This is a genomic window from Pseudomonas sp. 02C 26, assembly GCF_002843585.1.
In the GTDB taxonomy this organism is placed as follows: domain Bacteria; phylum Pseudomonadota; class Gammaproteobacteria; order Pseudomonadales; family Pseudomonadaceae; genus Aquipseudomonas; species Aquipseudomonas shirazensis.
In genome coordinates this window covers 4,608,032-4,623,788 of sequence record NZ_CP025262.1, presented here as the reverse complement: position 1 = coordinate 4,623,788, position 15,757 = coordinate 4,608,032, and the positions used below count along the sequence as shown (strand labels likewise).

General features: G+C 63.6%; 15 protein-coding genes and 1 riboswitch. Of the genes, 8 read left to right on the top strand and 7 right to left on the bottom strand.

The window, feature by feature from the left end:
- The first annotated feature begins 3 nt into the window (after nt 1-3).
- The 4 genes from CXQ80_RS21045 (at nt 4) to CXQ80_RS21030 (ending at nt 2,726) form a co-directional block, all read left to right on the top strand.
- On the top strand, nt 4-753 hold the full coding sequence (locus tag CXQ80_RS21045; RefSeq protein ID WP_101322303.1) for an ABC transporter substrate-binding protein: 750 nt from the start codon (nt 4-6) through the stop codon (nt 751-753).
- Nucleotides 754-877: 124 nt separating this feature from the next.
- A complete protein-coding gene (gene ribA / locus CXQ80_RS21040) occupies nt 878-1,495 on the top strand; it encodes a GTP cyclohydrolase II (protein ID WP_101322302.1) in 618 nt (205 codons plus the stop codon).
- Entirely contained in the window at nt 1,492-1,911 is a 420-nt protein-coding gene (locus CXQ80_RS21035) for an MFS transporter (RefSeq protein ID WP_101322301.1), read from the top strand. Before ribA ends, CXQ80_RS21035 begins: the two co-directional genes overlap by 4 nt.
- On the top strand, nt 1,911-2,726 hold the full coding sequence (locus CXQ80_RS21030; RefSeq protein WP_101322300.1) for a cobalamin-binding protein: 816 nt from the start codon (nt 1,911-1,913) through the stop codon (nt 2,724-2,726). Before CXQ80_RS21035 ends, CXQ80_RS21030 begins: the two co-directional genes overlap by 1 nt.
- Here CXQ80_RS21030 and CXQ80_RS21025 read toward each other — a convergent pair.
- From CXQ80_RS21025 to CXQ80_RS21010, 4 genes are all read right to left on the bottom strand, one after another.
- Nucleotides 2,698-4,575 (bottom strand): TonB-dependent receptor domain-containing protein, encoded by a 1,878-nt coding sequence (locus CXQ80_RS21025; RefSeq protein ID WP_101322299.1) that lies wholly within the window; start codon nt 4,573-4,575, stop codon nt 2,698-2,700. The two genes, CXQ80_RS21030 and CXQ80_RS21025, sit on opposite strands and share 29 nt — an antisense overlap.
- A 45-nt stretch (nt 4,576-4,620) precedes the next feature.
- The gene (dxs, locus tag CXQ80_RS21020) at nt 4,621-6,516 is read right to left on the bottom strand and encodes a 1-deoxy-D-xylulose-5-phosphate synthase (RefSeq protein WP_101322298.1); all 1,896 of its coding nucleotides are present in this window, start codon (nt 6,514-6,516) and stop codon (nt 4,621-4,623) included.
- Nucleotides 6,517-6,637: 121 nt separating this feature from the next.
- Nucleotides 6,638-7,525 (bottom strand): (2E,6E)-farnesyl diphosphate synthase, encoded by an 888-nt coding sequence (ispA, locus tag CXQ80_RS21015; RefSeq protein ID WP_101322297.1) that lies wholly within the window; start codon nt 7,523-7,525, stop codon nt 6,638-6,640.
- Nucleotides 7,522-7,764 carry an exodeoxyribonuclease VII small subunit gene (locus CXQ80_RS21010; protein WP_101322296.1) on the bottom strand — a complete coding sequence of 81 codons (243 nt, stop codon included), beginning with the start codon at nt 7,762-7,764 and terminating at the stop codon, nt 7,522-7,524. Before CXQ80_RS21010 ends, ispA begins: the two co-directional genes overlap by 4 nt.
- Nucleotides 7,765-8,019: 255 nt before the next feature.
- Here CXQ80_RS21010 and CXQ80_RS21005 point away from each other — a divergent pair, with 255 nt between their 5' ends.
- The 3 genes from CXQ80_RS21005 to CXQ80_RS20995 are packed head-to-tail and all read left to right on the top strand — an operon-like array spanning nt 8,020 to nt 11,705.
- A complete protein-coding gene (locus CXQ80_RS21005) occupies nt 8,020-9,423 on the top strand; it encodes an MBOAT family protein (RefSeq protein WP_101322295.1) in 1,404 nt (467 codons plus the stop codon).
- Nucleotides 9,410-10,510, top strand: a complete 1,101-nt coding sequence (locus CXQ80_RS21000; RefSeq protein ID WP_101322294.1) for an SGNH family hydrolase — start codon at nt 9,410-9,412, stop codon at nt 10,508-10,510. The genes CXQ80_RS21005 and CXQ80_RS21000 overlap by 14 nt, the downstream gene beginning before the upstream one ends.
- A 1-nt stretch (nt 10,511) precedes the next feature.
- The gene (locus CXQ80_RS20995) at nt 10,512-11,705 is read left to right on the top strand and encodes an SGNH/GDSL hydrolase family protein (RefSeq protein ID WP_101322293.1); all 1,194 of its coding nucleotides are present in this window, start codon (nt 10,512-10,514) and stop codon (nt 11,703-11,705) included.
- Between the two features lie 60 nt (nt 11,706-11,765).
- On the opposite strand, the gene ribB is transcribed toward CXQ80_RS20995, so the two are convergent.
- A complete protein-coding gene (gene ribB / locus CXQ80_RS20990) occupies nt 11,766-12,416 on the bottom strand; it encodes a 3,4-dihydroxy-2-butanone-4-phosphate synthase (RefSeq protein WP_101322292.1) in 651 nt (216 codons plus the stop codon).
- 79 nt (nt 12,417-12,495) lie between these two features.
- Nucleotides 12,496-12,637, bottom strand: a riboswitch (FMN riboswitch).
- A gap of 156 nt (nt 12,638-12,793) precedes the next feature.
- Between ribB and CXQ80_RS20985 the strand changes: the two genes are divergently transcribed.
- Nucleotides 12,794-13,783, top strand: a complete 990-nt coding sequence (locus CXQ80_RS20985) for a zeta toxin family protein (RefSeq protein ID WP_101323119.1) — start codon at nt 12,794-12,796, stop codon at nt 13,781-13,783.
- A gap of 20 nt (nt 13,784-13,803) precedes the next feature.
- On the opposite strand, the gene CXQ80_RS20980 is transcribed toward CXQ80_RS20985, so the two are convergent.
- Both CXQ80_RS20980 and CXQ80_RS20975 read right to left on the bottom strand, forming a co-directional pair.
- Nucleotides 13,804-14,700, bottom strand: a complete 897-nt coding sequence (locus CXQ80_RS20980) for an alpha/beta hydrolase (protein ID WP_101322291.1) — start codon at nt 14,698-14,700, stop codon at nt 13,804-13,806.
- 268 nt (nt 14,701-14,968) lie between these two features.
- Nucleotides 14,969-15,670: an XRE family transcriptional regulator gene (locus CXQ80_RS20975; protein ID WP_101322290.1), complete on the bottom strand. Its 702-nt coding sequence runs from the start codon at nt 15,668-15,670 to the stop codon at nt 14,969-14,971.
- Nucleotides 15,671-15,757: the final 87 nt, after the last annotated feature.

Below are 15,757 nucleotides of genomic sequence, written 5' to 3'. Positions count from 1 at the left end.
CAGATGGGGTTAAGGACGACGGTGCTGCTGTTGCTGATGCTGCTTGGCGGCGCTGTTGCCAACGCCAGCGACAAGCCTCAGTTGGGCCAGATCCATCTGGTCAGTGAAGACTGGCTCGACTACACCAACGCCGACGGCACTGGCCTGGCGTGGGATGTGTTGCGCCAGGTGTTCGAGCCCGCCGGGGTCAAGGTGTCCATCCAGAGCGCGCCTTACAGCCGTGCCATTGGCCTGGTCAAACGTGGCGAGGCGGATGCCTGGGTCGGCTCCTACAAGCAGGAGAGCGACGACAACCTCTACCCGCGCTGGCACTTCGATGTCGATCATATCTATGCGCTGGGCCTGACCAGCAAGCCCGTGCCGACCCCCGCCAATATCGGCGACTATCGCCTGGCCTGGGTGCGCGGCTACGACTACGGCAGTTACTTGCCGAATGTTCATGAGTTCAGGGAAATCCAGCGCCGCGAAGGGATTCTGCCGATGCTCGAGCATAACCGGGTCGACTTCTATGTCGATTCACTCACAGAAGTCGAGTACGTCCAGGCCCAGGCGCCCAAGCCGGACAGCTTTCGCCGCACTCATATAGCAGAATTGCCGCTCTATCTTGCCTTTGCTCACAATGAGCAAGGCAAGGCGCTGAGTGAGCTGTTTGACCAACGCATGCAGCAACTGGTGCGCAGCGGCGAGCTGGAAGCGGTCTTCAAGAAGTGGAAGCAGCCCTATCCGTTCACTGCCGACAGCCAGCCTCGCTGAGCACATCCTCGCTAAGCATCGAACCTTTCGATCTTAACCGACGGTATTCACCGTGCGCACGCTTGTCAGCCTGCTGATACAATCGGCCCACGTGAAATTCCAAGTTACTAATCAGGAGCACAACGTGCCCGTCGTCTTTGTTGCCGCCTCGAAACTTCCGACTCCTTTTGCGACCTTCACCATGCATGGCTTTCTTGACGAAGCCACGGGCCGCGAGCACGTAGTGCTCAGCCTGGGTGATATCGCTGATGGCGAGCCGGTGCTCGGGCGTCTGCACTCCGAGTGCCTGACTGGTGATGCGCTGTTCAGCCAGCGCTGCGACTGCGGTTCGCAGCTTGAAGCTGCGCTGCAGGCGATTGCCCGCGAAGGCCGCGGCGTGCTGTTGTACCTGCGTCAGGAAGGCCGCGGTATCGGCCTGTTGAACAAGATCCGCGCCTACGAGCTGCAGGATGGCGGCGCCGACACGGTCGAGGCCAACGAGCGTTTGGGCTTTGCCGCCGACCAGCGCGACTATGGCATCTGCCTGCCGATGCTCGAGCACCTGGGCGTCAAGTCGCTGCGCCTGATGACCAACAACCCGCGCAAGGTCAAGGCGCTGACTGCCATGGCCATCAACGTTGCCGAACGCGTGCCGCTGCACACCGGTCACAACCCGCACAACAGCCACTACCTGGCCACCAAGGCCGGCAAGCTCGGCCACATGATGGGCACCGAGCACCAGGGTGAGGTGCCGCAGGCGTGACCCGCAGCGAGGTCAAGCGACGGCTGGCCCTGACCTGGTGGCAGTACCTGGCACTGGGCTTGCTGCCGCTGCCGATCATGGCCTGGGCGTTTGGCGGCGGTGACGGCCTGATTCCGGTGCTGGCGATGCCGCTGTTCATCGCCGGTGCCGCGACCATGTTTCTTAGCCTCGCTCGGTTTGCCGCGTACAAGCGCGCGTTGATCCACACCAGCAAGGTGCTCGGCAGCGTCGAAGAGCCCGCGGCCTGGATCGAGCTGGCGCGGGTACGCCGCCTGGCCATGCTGTACGCCTGCATCCCCGCCTGGGTCGCCGCACTGTCGGTGCTGGTCGGGCTGGAGGCAGTGCCCCAGGTGCTGCTGGCGTTGTCCACCGTGGTGATCCTGTACCTCTATCGCATCCCGCGTCAGCTGGGTTGATGCGGCTGCTCTGCTGCCTGCTGCTGATGCTCGGCAGCACCGTTGCCGCCGAGCCACTGCGGGTGGTCAGCCTGGCGCCGTCGATGAGCGAAATCATGCTCGAACTGCACGCCGATGACCTGCTGGTGGGCGTGCTCGACGGCGGCGAGCGGCCAGCGGCGCTGCGTCAGCTGCCGTCGGTGGGTCGCCAGGGCCAACTGGACATGGAGCGCCTGCTCAGCCTGCGGCCGGACTTGCTGTTGTTGTGGCCCGGCGCCGTGGCCCCCGCCCAGCGCGAGCAACTGCGCCGGCTGGGCATCGCCAGCTACGATGGCGAAGTGGCCACGCTCGAGCAGTTGCTCAGCCACATCGAAGCCATCGCCAGCCGTATCGGCCGGGCCGAACAGGGCCAGCGCTACGCGGCGGGCTTGCGCCAGCGCCTGCAAGCGCTGCGGCAACGCTACCATCGCGAGCTGCCGCTGACGGTGTTCTATCAGGTCTGGGACAAGCCGCTGTATACCTTGGGCGGCAAGCAGATCGTCAGCGATGCGCTGAGTGTATGTGGCGCGCGCAACGTGTTCGCCGACCTGCCGCAGCCGGCGCCGTTGGTTGGTGTGGAGTCGGTGCTGGCGCGCAACCCTGATGTGATTGTCGCGGGCGACCAGGCGCAACTGGCGAGCTGGCGGGCCTGGCCGCAGCTCAAGGCCACGGCTGGCGGTCACCTGCTGGTACTGCCGGACAACGGTTTGGAGCGCCCAAGCGGGCAGATGATCGAAGCTACCGCCAAGCTGTGCGCCTTGCTCGACGCTACAATGCCGGCGTCCAGGTCGCGCTGAACAGCCAGCGGCGGCCTTCTTCGCGGTAGGCGTAGGCGCTGTTGTCGTAGCTGTAGAGCGCGCGGCTGTAGCCTTTGTCGAACAGGTTATCCAGCTTCAGCTCCAGCTTTAGTTCATCACTCGCGGCCCAGCTACTGCGCAGGCCGAGCAAGCCATAGCCGGCCAATCTGTTGCGGTTGGCTTCGTCATCAAAGCTGCTGCTGACGGCTTGCCAGCTGGCGCCCACGCCGAAGCGCTCGTACTGGCGGTCCAGCTCCAGGCTCAGCGTGCGGCGCGCGCGGCGGGCGAGGGTGTGGCCGCTGTCGCGGTCACGCGGGTCGATCATGGCCAGGCCGAGTTGGCTGTGCCAGGCACCCCACGTCTGTTTGAGGGCGAGTTCGGCACCGTTGATCCGAGCGCTGGCAACGTTGCGCGGGATCGAGCCCTGGCCAAAGATGATCGCATCGCTCAGTTCGGTGCGGTACAGCGACGCCTCCAGTTGGCTGTCGCTGCCGAGCTGGCTGCGCCACTGCAGCTCGACGGTCTTGGAATGCTCAGGCTTGAGGTCGGGATTGCTGTACGACGGGTAATACAGGTCATTGAAGGTCGGCGCGCGGAAGCCTTCGCTGTAGGACAGCAGCACATCGTTGGCCTGATTGACCGGTAACGTCAGGCTGGCGCTCCAGGTTGTTTGGCCGCCGAACTGCTGGTTCTGATCACGGCGCACGCCAAGCTCGCTGGAGAAGTGCTCACCCTGATAGCGATGCTGCACAAATGCGGCACGGTTCCAGCGGCTGTCCTGATCCAGCTCGGTGTTGGCGTGCACGCGGTCCTGATACCAGTCACCACCCAGCAGCAGCGCGTGCTGCTCGCTCAGGGTCAGGTCGTTCTGCCAGGTCAGTTGGTCGCGGTAGGTGTTGAACACAAAGCGCTCGTCACTGAACTTGTCGCGTTTGTCGTCGCGGTTCTCGCTGTGTGCCAGCTCAAGGCGCGAATGCCAAACATCGCTCAGTTGTGCATCGAAATAGCTGCCCAGGCTGCTGACGTTGAAGTCGGTGTAGGGCTGCTGGCCGAAGGTCTGGCCGCTGGCGAAGTCATAACGGCCGAACGGGTTGTCGTATTCACTGCGGCCTTGGCTGTCGAGCAGGTTCAGGCCCGCCTCGAAGCGCTCGTTGAACGTGTGGCTGAGGCTCAGGTTGAGCGAACGGTTACGGTAGGCATCATGGTCGCCATCTCTGGCCAGCGACGGCCCGGTCGAGTCGATGCCGGCGGTTTCGTCGAGGCTGGCACCAAGGTTGAAGCGGGTCGCGTCGCTGCCCCCAGACAAGCCCAGACTGCGCTGCCAGGTCTGGTTGCTGCCGGCCGCAACGCGCAGACGTGGCTGCAGGCCGGGGCCGCTGCTGCGCCGGGTGAAGATCTGAATGACTCCGCCGATGGCATCGCTGCCGTACACCGCCGAACGCGAGCCGCGCAGCACTTCGATGCGCTCGATCTGATCGATGTCGAGAAACTGTAGGCCGCTGTCGCCGGAGGTGGCATTGGCAATGCGCACGCCATCGACCAGTACCAGGCTCTGGGCGGCCTTGGTGCCGCGGATGAATATCCCGGGCAGGCTGCCGCGTCCGCCGGTGGGAGCAACCTGCACCCCGGGCACGCGGGTCAGCAGGTCAGTCACGCTGGAGGGTTGCAGGCGGTCGATGTCGCTGCGAGTGAACACGGTATTGGCGGCGGCGGTGCTGGTGCGCGATTCGACCTGGCGGCTGGCGCTGATCAGTACGTCTGGCAGCTTCAGGGCGTCATCGCGGCTGGGCTCGGCGGCGAGCAGGGTGCTGGGGAGGGAGAGGAGGGTGGCCAGGGTTGCGAGTTTCATGACGGTTCCGTACGGCGCTTTGGGGCCGCAAAGCGGCCCCAGCAATCACAAGCCGAGCTTGACCATCCGGGCCCGCACCGAAGCTTCGATGCCAGCCGCGTCCAGCCCACATTCAGCCAGCATCTGCGCAGGTTTGGCGTGCTCGACGTAGGTATCTGGCAGGCCCAGGTGCAACAATTGCTTGAGCACCGCTTCGCGGCTGAGGAATTCGCCAACCGCAGCGCCAGCGCCGCCCATGATGGCGTTTTCCTCGATGGTCACCAGCAGCTCGTGGTTGGCCGCCAGTTCCAGCACCAGGGCCTCGTCCAGTGGTTTGACGAAACGCATGTCGACCACGGTCGCATCGAGCTTTTCAGCCACTTGCAGGGCTTCGCTCAGTTGCACGCCGAACACCAGTAAGGCCACGGTTTTGCCCTGGCGGCGAACCACGCCTTTACCGATCTCGATGGGCTCGAGGTCGGCACTGATCGGCGTGTTCGGGCCGGTCCCGCGAGGGTAACGCACGGCAGCCGGGCCGTTGTAACGGTAGCCGGTGCTGAGCATCTTGCGCAGCTCGTTCTCGTCGCTCGGGGTCATCACCAGCATGCCGGGGATGCAGCGCAGGTACGACAGATCGTAAGCGCCAGCGTGGGTCGGGCCGTCTTCGCCGACCAGGCCGGCGCGGTCGATGGCGAACAGCACATCGAGGTTTTGCACGGCCACGTCGTGAATCAGCTGATCGTAGCCACGCTGGAGGAACGTCGAGTAGATCGCCACCACCGGCTTGGCGCCTTCACAGGCCATGCCGGCAGCCAGCGTCACCGCGTGCTGTTCGGCGATAGCTACGTCGAAATAGCGCTCGGGGTAACGCTCGCTGAACGCAACCAGGTCGGAGCCTTCTTTCATCGCCGGGGTGATACCCACCAGCCGCGGGTCGGCAGCCGCCATGTCGCACAGCCACTGGCCGAACACTGCCGAGTACTTCGGCCCGCTGGCTTGCTGCGGCACCACTGGCTTGTCGGCGGGTTCGAGCTTGGTGATGGCGTGATAGACGATCGGGTCGACCTCGGCCGGGGCGAAACCCTTGCCCTTCTTGGTCACCACGTGCAGGAACTGCGGGCCCTTGAGGTCACGCATGTTGCGCAAGGTGGCGATCAGGGTCGGCAGGTCGTGGCCATCGATCGGGCCGATGTAGTTCCAGCCGAGCTCTTCGAACAGGGTGCCAGGGACCAGCATGCCCTTGGCGTACTCTTCGGTACGGCGGGCGATTTCCCAGGCGCCGGGCAGGCGCGAGAGGACCTTCTTGCTGCCTTCGCGCATGCTCGCATAGGTGCGGCTGGAGAGGATCTTGGCCAGGTAGTTGGACAAGCCACCGACGTTGCGCGAGATCGACATGTCGTTGTCGTTGAGGATCACCAGCATGTCGGCGTTGACTTCCTGGGCGTGGTTCAACGCCTCGAAGGCCATGCCGGCGGTCAGTGCGCCGTCACCGATCACCGCAATCGACTTGCGCGCGCTGTTTTGCAGGCGGGCGGCGATGGCCATGCCCAGCGCAGCGCTGATCGAGGTGCTGGAATGGCCCACGCCAAAGGTGTCGTACTCGCTCTCGGAGCGACGCGGGAAGGCGGCGATGCCGTCCTTCTGGCGCAGGCTGAGCATGCGCTGGCGACGGCCGGTGAGGATCTTGTGCGGATAGGCCTGATGGCCGACGTCCCAGACCAGACGATCATCAGGGGTATCGAACACGTAGTGCAGGGCTACGGTCAGCTCGATCACACCGAGGCCGGCACCAAAGTGCCCGCCGGTCTGGCCTACGGTATAGAGCAACTCCTGGCGCAACTCGTCGGCCAGGTTCTCCAGGTCGGCTTCGGCCAGCCGGCGCAGGCCGGCGGGCGTGTCGGCGCGGTCCAGCAGCGGAGTGGCCGGGCGTTCGCGGGGGATCTCTTGAAACGTCGTGGGCATCAGGCGAGTCGTTATAGGTTTGAAGACCCGGCAGTTTACCCCATTGTTCGGCAAACTGCCCATTCACACAGGTTCAGCCGCCGCGCTGCCATTGCAACGCGAGCGGGTACTGCCAGTACTGTCAGTGGCGGCGCTCGACGATATAGCGGGCCAGCGCACGCAGGGGTTCGGCGTGCTCGGCAAAGCCGCTCAGCGCCGCCATGGCCTGGTCACGCAGTTCGCCGGCATAGGCTTTGGCTGCGTCCAGCCCCAGCAGGGCCGGGTATGTTGGTTTGTCACGAGCTATGTCAGCACCCTGGCGTTTGCCCAGGGTCGCGGTATCGCTCTCGACATCGAGAATGTCGTCCTGCACCTGGAAGGCCAGGCCAACCGCGCGTGCATACACCTGCAATGCATCCAGCTGTGCTTGATCGGCGCGGGCGCTGGCCAGGGCGCCAAGGCGCACGCTGGCTTCGATCAAGGCACCGGTTTTGTGCCGGTGCATGTATTCCAGCGCCTGCTGATCCAGCTTGACCCCGACCGAGCCGAGGTCGATGGCCTGGCCGCCGACCATGCCGGCAGGGCCGGCAGCGTTGGCCAGGGTTTGCACCATGGCCAGGCGGATCGAATCGGCTTGCGGGCTCAGGCCCGGGTCGAGCAGGGCGGTGAAGGCCAGGCTCTGCAAACCGTCGCCGGCAAGAATCGCACAGGCTTCGTCAAACGCCTTGTGGGTGGTCGGCTGACCGCGGCGCAGGTCGTCATCGTCCATCGCCGGCAGGTCATCATGAACCAGCGAATAAGCGTGGATCAGCTCGACCGCACAGGCTGCGCCGTTGGCTTGCTCGGCCGGCGTGCCGAAGGCTTCGCAGGCGGCATAGGCGAGCAATGGCCGCACGCGCTTGCCGCCGTTCATCACGCTGTAGCGCATGGCCGCATACAGGCGCTGCAATTGTTCGGCAGGCGCTTGCAGCAGCGGTTCGAGGGCGGCGTCGACGCGGGCCTGGCAGCTGGCCTGATAGGCTTTGATCATGCTTCGGGCTCGGCGTCGAACGGCTGCGCGGCAAGTTCGCCGTCGCGCTCGAGCAGAATCTGCACCTTTTGTTCGGCCTGGGCGAGCGCGCCCTGGCAGTCACGGGTCAGGGCGATGCCTTGCTCGAAGGCGGCCAGCGACTCTTCCAGCGACAGTTCACCGTTCTCCAGACGCTCGACCAGGGTTTGCAGGTCGGCGAGGGATTGCTCGAAATCGATGGAGGTTTTTTTGCGGGCCATGGCGACGGTCTCGGTGGCGATCTTAACGGCGCGACACTAGCAGAGGCAGGCATGCGGAGCAAATTCGACGGGCGTGAGCGGACCTACTGGCATGCAATAAATGCTGTCGCATTTTGTAGCATTTACCTTGGTGTGCTCATCTTGCGTTTTACAGACTTGTCCAATTGTCGCCCTCTGGTCCCTCTGACATAATCCCGCGCGCTCTATTCCGGTGCTTTACCGCCCCTCTCTCCACGTCACGTAACGGACTACGTTGTGAGCTTCCTTTCGATCGAATTTGGCCTCTGCTTTGCGTTGTTCTTCCTGCTCTACTGGAGCCTGTGTTGGAGCCTGCGTCTGCAGAACGCACTGCTGTTGGCGGCGAGCTATGGCCTGGTGGCCAGCTTCAGCCTGCAGTCGCTGTATATCCTGCTCGGTTACAGCGTGCTGGTGTACGCCCTCGGGCTGCTCGCGGCGCGCTATCCCGGGCGCTGGTTCATCAGCGGTTTGCTGCTGACGTTGGTGTTGGGCTGCTTCTATCTATTCAAGTATCAGGAGTTCTTTGTCAGCGGCGCACAAAACGCCCTGGCTGCGCTGGGCCTTTATGTGTCGTTGCCAATCGTCGAACTGCTGGTGCCGATCGGACTGTCGTTCTATGCCTTTCACTCGGTCAGTTACCTGGTCTCGATCAACCGTCGCGAGCTGAGCACGGCGGCGCCGTTGGACCTTGCCCTGTATCTGGCGTTTTTCCCAAGCCTGGTGGCCGGCCCGGTCAATCGGGCCCTGCACATGCTGCCGCAGATTCGCCCCGAGGCGATGCGTCAGGTGCTGGAGCCGCAACGGGCGCTGGGGCTGATCGCCATGGCGGTGGTCAAGCTGTTCTTCCTCAGCGCCTGGCTTGGCAGCGAGTGGGTCGATCCGGTGTTCGACACTCCGGGCAGTGCCAGCCCCGAGCAGGTGTTGCTGAGCGTGTATGGCTACGGCCTGCTGATCTACTTCAACTTCAGCGGCTACACCAATCTGGTCACCGGCATTGCCCTGCTGCTGGGCTTCCGCCTGCCGGACAACTTCGCAGCACCCTACGCTGCGCACAATCTCAAGGAATTCTGGGGACGATGGCATATCAGCCTGTCGCGGTTCATACGTGACTATGTCTATATCCCGCTGGGCGGCAACCGCCAGGGCGCCTGGCGCGGCAACCTGAACATGTTGCTGGCCATGCTGGTGTCCGGCTTGTGGCACGGCGCCAGCGCCAACTTCCTCATCTGGGGCGCGCTGCACGGCATTGGCCTGGCGATCTACAAGCTGTTCGCACAATCGGCGCCGGGCTTCGCCAAGGTGCCCGGGGCGGGCTTGCTGGCGCGCTTGCTGACCTTCCACTACGTGGCCTTTGCCTGGATCTTCTTCCGCAGCCCGACCCTCGACGGCGCCCTGGAGATGCTGGCGGATATCGCCCATGTCAGCCTGGCCGGGCTGAACTCGTCCAGCGGCGTGCTGATCCTTGCCTGCGTGCTGTATCTGGCCATTTATCCGCAGTTGCTCAAGCTGCTCGAGCGCAGCCTGGCGGCCAGCCAACGCCTGCCGTGGCAGTTGTACCCGGTGCCGTTGGCGCTGTTCGTGTCGTTGATCATCTTCGCCTCGCAGTCGGGCGTACCGGGGTTCATCTATGCCAGCTTCTAATTCAGGGCAATTGCTGCGCGTGCAGCTGGACGCGGCCAAGGCGCTTTACGCGATCGTGGTGGTGATGGGCATCTTGTTCTGGCTCAACCAGGACTCGATCAAGCTCTACTGCCAACAAAAATATCACCAGAGCTGCGAGCTGCCGCTGGTTGGGCAAGCGCCGGCCTGGCGCTTAGGGGCCAGCCTGACCACAGCGTTGGGCGCGGCGCGCGACAGTTTCATCGCCAGTCTGGAGAGCGACAAGCAGGGGGTCGCGGCGCCAGCCACAACCGTGCTGGCGCCGAGCATGCCGGTGGTGACCGTCGATCTTGAACAACCGCTGCCTGCGGCCAGGCCCGAGCCTTTGCACAGGGTGGCCGAGCCTGGCGCAAGTGCGCCGCTGCCGGTTATCCAGCAGGCGCCAGTGCCATTGGCGCAAACCGCCAGCAGCGTGGTCCTGGCCGCCGGTGACCAGGTGTTTCTGGTCGGTGACTCGTTGATGCAAGGGGTCGCCCCCCACCTGGCCAACAGCCTGCGCAAGCGTTACCAGATCAACACCGTCAACCTCAGCCGGCAGAGTACCGGCCTGGCTTATCCGGGCTTTTTCAACTGGCCGCAAACCGTCGCCGACACGCTGGCGCGGGAGCCGAACATCCGCCTGATGGTGGTGTTCCTCGGCCCCAACGATCCTTGGGACATGCCGCAAGGCAAGGGCAAGCCGTTCCTGCGCTTCAAGTCAGCGGAATGGGAGCTGGCCTACCGTGCCCGGATCGACGCTATCCTCGAACAGGCCCGTGCGCGAAATGTGCAGGTAATCTGGGTCGGGCCACCGAACATGAACCAGCCGCGGCTGTCTGCTGCAATGGCTTACCTGAGTGGCTTGTACCAACAACAGACGGCGCTGTTCGGCCAGCACTTCGTGTCCGCCAACCCGTTTCTGGGTTACCCCGACGAACAGTTCTCCTTCACCGTGCAAACGCCGGAAGGCAAGCGGGTCAAGGTGCGCTACGACGACGGTGTGCACTTCACCATTACCGGCCAGAAAATGATCGCTGCACAGGTACTGTCGCTGATCAGTTTTGCTGGCCTGACCGTTACAGGACACTGATATGCGCCCATGGCGTCACTTGCTGGGCCTGGCCCTGTTGATCAGCAGCATGCAAGGCTGCAGCGCTGGCGTAACCGCGCCGCCACAGCCGCAGCCGGTCAAACAGGCAAAAAACCCCAGCCCGACCCGGGACGGCAACGTCAGCCTGCTCGCGGGCAAGCTGCGCAACGCCGGCCGAGCGCCGGTGGCGATTGTCCAGCTGGGCGACTCGCATACCGCTGCAGACTTGTTCAGCGGCGAGCTGCGCCGGTTGCTGCAGGCGCGTTACGGTGACGGTGGCATTGGCCTGGTGCCGGCCACCGCCGTGCCCGGCATCCGCCATGACCGGGTGATCATCAACAGCGAGCCGCGGCAGTGGACGCTGGTGTCGGCGCGCAACCAGCAGAGCAGCCAGTTTCCGTTGGGTGGTTACTTGTCCATCCCGCAAGCGGCGCAGCCGTTGGTCACCCTCAAAGCGCGTGATGATGACCACCAGCGCTATCGCATCTCTGCGTTGTACCAGGCAGCCAGCAACAGCACGCTGGTGGCCAATGGCACGCAGCGGCGCATGCTCCCGGCCACCGCCGGCAAGTGGCAACTGAGCCCGGCCTTCCCCAACCTCGGCTTGCCCGTGCAGATGAGCTTGCAGCCCAGCCAGGGCGTACTGCTCGGTGGCTGGTACATCCAAGGGCAGAAGAACAGCGGGGTGACCTTGTCGGCGTTGGGTATCAACGGCGCCCGCCTGGAGGTGGTCGACAAGTGGCAGCCAGGTTGGCAAGACAGCCTCAAGGCGCTGCGCCCCGACCTGGTGATCCTCGCCTACGGCACCAACGAGGCGTTTGACGACACCCTCGATCTGGCGCTGTACCAGACGCAACTGGACACCACCCTGACGCGCTTGCGGCAGGACATGCCGCGCAGCGCGATCCTGCTGGTCGGCCCGCCGGACTCGATCAAACAGCGCAAGGCGCGCAGCTGTGCCGCACGGCAGCCGCAGCCATTGGCCGCAGTTGTGCGCATCCAGCGTCAGCTGGCGCAGAAGCACAAAGCGTTGTTCTGGGATTGGCAGGGTTACATGGGTGGGCCGTGCTCGATTGCAATCTGGCAGGCACGGGGGCTGGCGCGGGGTGATCTGGTGCACCTGACCGCAGATGGCTATCGCAAGAGTGCGGCGGGCTTGTACCAGTTCCTGAAAGGTCCGCTAGGCTTGCGCTAGCGCGCTCAGGCTGGCACGGGGCAGGCCGCAGATACCGGCTCGCCCCGCGTCAGGTTGCGATCAGACGGCGACGGCTTCCAGCTGGGTCAGCGCCACGCGGTACTGGGCCAACTCCTCGATGGTCAGCATCGGCATGCTGTTTTCACGCGCATACAAGGCCACCTGCTCGCCGCGGGCCATGCTGCCATCCGGGTTCATCAGTTCGCATAGCACGCCGGCCGGCCGCAGCCCGGCCAGGCGCGCCAGGTCGACCGTGCCTTCGGTGTGACCACGGCGGGTCAGTACGCCGCCATTGCGCGCCCGCAGCGGGAACACATGGCCCGGGCTGACGATATGGCGCTGTTCGGCGCTCGAGCTCAAAGCCGCCTGAATGGTGGTGATCCGATCATGCGCAGAAACACCAGTGGTGATGCCCTCGGCCGCCTCGATGGTGACGGTGAAACCGGTGCCATGGCGGGCCTGGTTGTTCTTCACCATCGGCGCCAGCTCGAGCGCGTCGACCGTGGCTTCGTCCAGGCACAGGCAAACGATACCGCTGCAATCGCGGATCATCATGGCCATGGTTTGCAGCGAGATGTTTTCGGCGGCGGCAATGATGTCCGCTTCGTCCTCGCGGTCATTGTCGTCGAGCAACAGGACCGGACGGCCTGCCTGGAATGCAGCCAGTGCGGCGGCAACATTGGGGAATTGCTGTTGGTGCTTGGGTGACATGAAACGCTCCTCGTGAAAAATCGATGAACGTCTCGGGGCGAACAAAACGCGCGCGCAGGGGCACCTGATGGCCCCTGCCAAACGCCTTCTTTCATCCGGACTATGACCGTCGGCCCTGGAATCTCACCAGATCTGCTGTCCCCCGACCGGGTCGGGGCGCTCGCGGGCTCATCTTTCGATTTACCGCCGGTGGGGACTTGCACCCCGCCCTGAAGACCGGCTCAGCATACAGCACCGAGGCACCGGGCTGGCAAGCGCCGGCTCTGCGACTTTCGCCGTAGTCGGCGGTGGCAATTATTTACCGCCTCAGCCTGGCGAGCGTGCTGCAGCCTATCGACCCGCCCGACATCGGGCTGATCCTCAAGGAGCGCACGCGCATGACCAGTCAATACCCATTCAGCGATGACGATGTGCAGAAAGCGTTCGATCAACTCAGCGTGACGCTGTTCGACGTACAACGTGATTTCGACCCTGACGACCACCAGTTGCCGAGCCCGAAAATACTGATCGTCGCCGGTGCGCAGGGCTCGGGCAAAACCTTCCTGCTGGAAAAAACCCTGCTACCCAGTGGGTCCTACGAAAACTACGTACGCCTATACCTGCCGGCGTTTCGTGAGTTGCACCCCAGGTACGCGCAGATGCAGGCGCAGGGTGTGCTCCATGTGTACGAGCACACCGAAAAGTTCATCTGGGCACTGGGCGCAAAAGTGTTCGCGTACGCCTTTGCCAACAAGTACAACATCATCATGGAGTCGGCGCTGGATAACATCGAATTTGCCAGCTTTCCACCGGCGGCAACGGCAGCGGGCTACCGTTTCGAGGTCCATATGATCGCCTGCCAGAAGGAACTCAGCCATTGGGCAACGCTTGATCGAGTGGTCAAAAGCATCGAAACCAGCGAGCTTGAACGAGTGGTGTCATTGACCCAGATCGAGGAGGCGCAGTTCAACGCCAAGGCGATTCTGGATGCCTTCGAGAATGCCTGCACTCAAGTGCCCGGCTCGGAAATCACGCTCTACCAGCGCGACCTGCCGACCAACATGGAGCGCCAAGTGCTCTGCCACAGTACCTGCGACAGCTATGCAGAGCTCACGCCGCAGGCGGACTTCAAGGGCCAGCCGTTCGCTCAGGTGCCACATCTGGGCGTTAAGTTTGGCATCCTGCGCAATGCTCAGGCCAACTCCCCATGCGCTTATCTGCAGTATGCGCAAGTCGTTCACGCTGGGCTGATAAGCGAAGAGGTGCGCCAGAAAATGGTTCAAAAGTGTTGCGCTACATTGGCCAAAGCCCACCTGCTGATGCCCGCGATTCCGGCTGAGGTGTTCCGCGCCTTGTCCATGTATGTGCTCAAGTACGTCCATCCATAACGCAGCACACCGCCTGCTGATTACTTTGAAAGCGTTTCCAGCAGATGCGCGAGCGATGCAGGCAGCATTGCTCCGTGGCTCAGGTCATCGAAGCGTTGGTAAGAGACGTGCAGGCCGTTTACCTGGCCAAGCTCGGTCGCCAGCTCACGCATCGGCCGCTCGGCATCTGCCTGCTGCTGTCCACGCGGACTGGCTGGTTCGGCTGTGCCACGCATCAGCAGCAGGGAAGGTCGAGCCTGACCCAGGCGCTGCTGCAGGCCTTGTGCCTCGCGCACAATCGCACCGTCATGCCACCACAGCGAGGGGCTGGCGGCTGCGTAGTGGCTGAACTCGCCTGGGCGGGTGAACAGCGCATGCAGGACCGCCAGGCCGCCGTAGGAGTGGCCCCACAGCGTCTGCCGGTTGATGTCGATTGGCGCGACACTGGCGACCAGCGGGCGCATGCGCTGGCTGAGCAGGTCCAGAAACGCGTCGACACCACCGCTGGGCAGGCCCGTTAGCGGGTCGAGCTGTTCGGTCAAGCCAGTAACCGTAGGCGTGTAATCGAAGCTACGCGCGTTTCGGTCAATGCGTTGCTCACCCTGATAACCCACGGCTACCAGCAGTGGGGCTTGTCCGTTGGCGAGTTTCTCCAACAGCCCCGGTTGCAGCACAGCCATCGCTGCATTGCCGTCGAGCATCCAAAGCACCGGGTAGCCGGCAGCCGGGGCCGGGCTGTCGGGTTGGCCGACCCACAATTGGTAGTGGCGCTTGCCATCGTCGGAGTCCAGCCTGAAGGTGCTGAAGCGATAGGCCTGACTATCGCTTTGCAGCCAGCTCGAATCGACCGTCTGCTCGCGGGCAGGAGGCGCTGCAAGCGTCTGGCCAATGACGACGGGGCCGAACAGGAGGGTAATCAGCAGCGGGACGATTTTCATCATGGGCTACCTGCGGGAGGGCGGGTGAATTGCGGGCATTAAAAAGCCGGCTTGTGGCCGGCTTCTCGGGGACGATCTTGGCTCATTTTTGGTAAGCCGCAACCGCCTTAAACGGTATGACCTCAAGGGCCATGAAAAGAAGGCAGACGGCTGTGTCAGGCGTCGCCGAGCCCTCTGCAACGCGGCCTGGGCCGGTGTGGGGCGTAATGTGGGCCGAAGCATACTAGGGCTGGCAGCCGATGCCCAGCAAAAAATTGCACGGGGTATTTCAGGAGCTGGCCCGCTGGTTGAAATATGACCAGTGGAATACCCAGCCGATGATTTCCAGCCCTTGCTCCTGACGTTGCGCGAAGGTGTAGCGCTCGACCGCGTAGTTACGCTGGTCATGGCTGTGCAGGCATAGGGTGTCGTCGTGCTCGAGGCTGAGACTGTGCACCTTGAGCTGGCCGTTGTGCAGCAGGGCATAGGTTTGGCCATCGACTACATGGGTGCTGCCGCGGTCGATGGCAATGATCGCGTCCTGCGGGATCATCGGCGCCATGTTGCCGGCGGGCATGAGCATGCAGATCGCTCGCTGAGGGAACACGCCGAGGGTTTCCAGAGATTGTGCCGGCAGGGTCAGGTGGCCCTGCATGTCAGGTGACAGCTGGTTGCCGTGCAGCCGGTACAGGGAGATCCGCAGCAGCCGGCCGTCCAGGTCGAGCAGCGAGGTGGGTTGGTGCACTGCCTCGGCGCAGACGCCGCTCTGGCGCAGGATGGCACTGTGGTATTTGGGCCCTACGCCGTTCATCAGCCAGCGCCGGTGCACGCAGAACAGATCGGCCATTTCGTCCATGCGTGCCAGAGGCACACCGCGTTTGAACCAATTGTTGACGTGCTGGGGGGTAACGCAACGCTGGGCGGCGAAATCGGAAGGGGTCAGGTCGCATTCTTGCAGGAGTGCCTTGAGGCGGTCGCCGGATGTCGTCATGGGCGAAGTTTAACGGGGGCAGAGCGGCAGGAAAATGAACTGAGGGTTTGATTTTGTTGTGGGAAAACAGAGGGTTTGTAGGAAGGA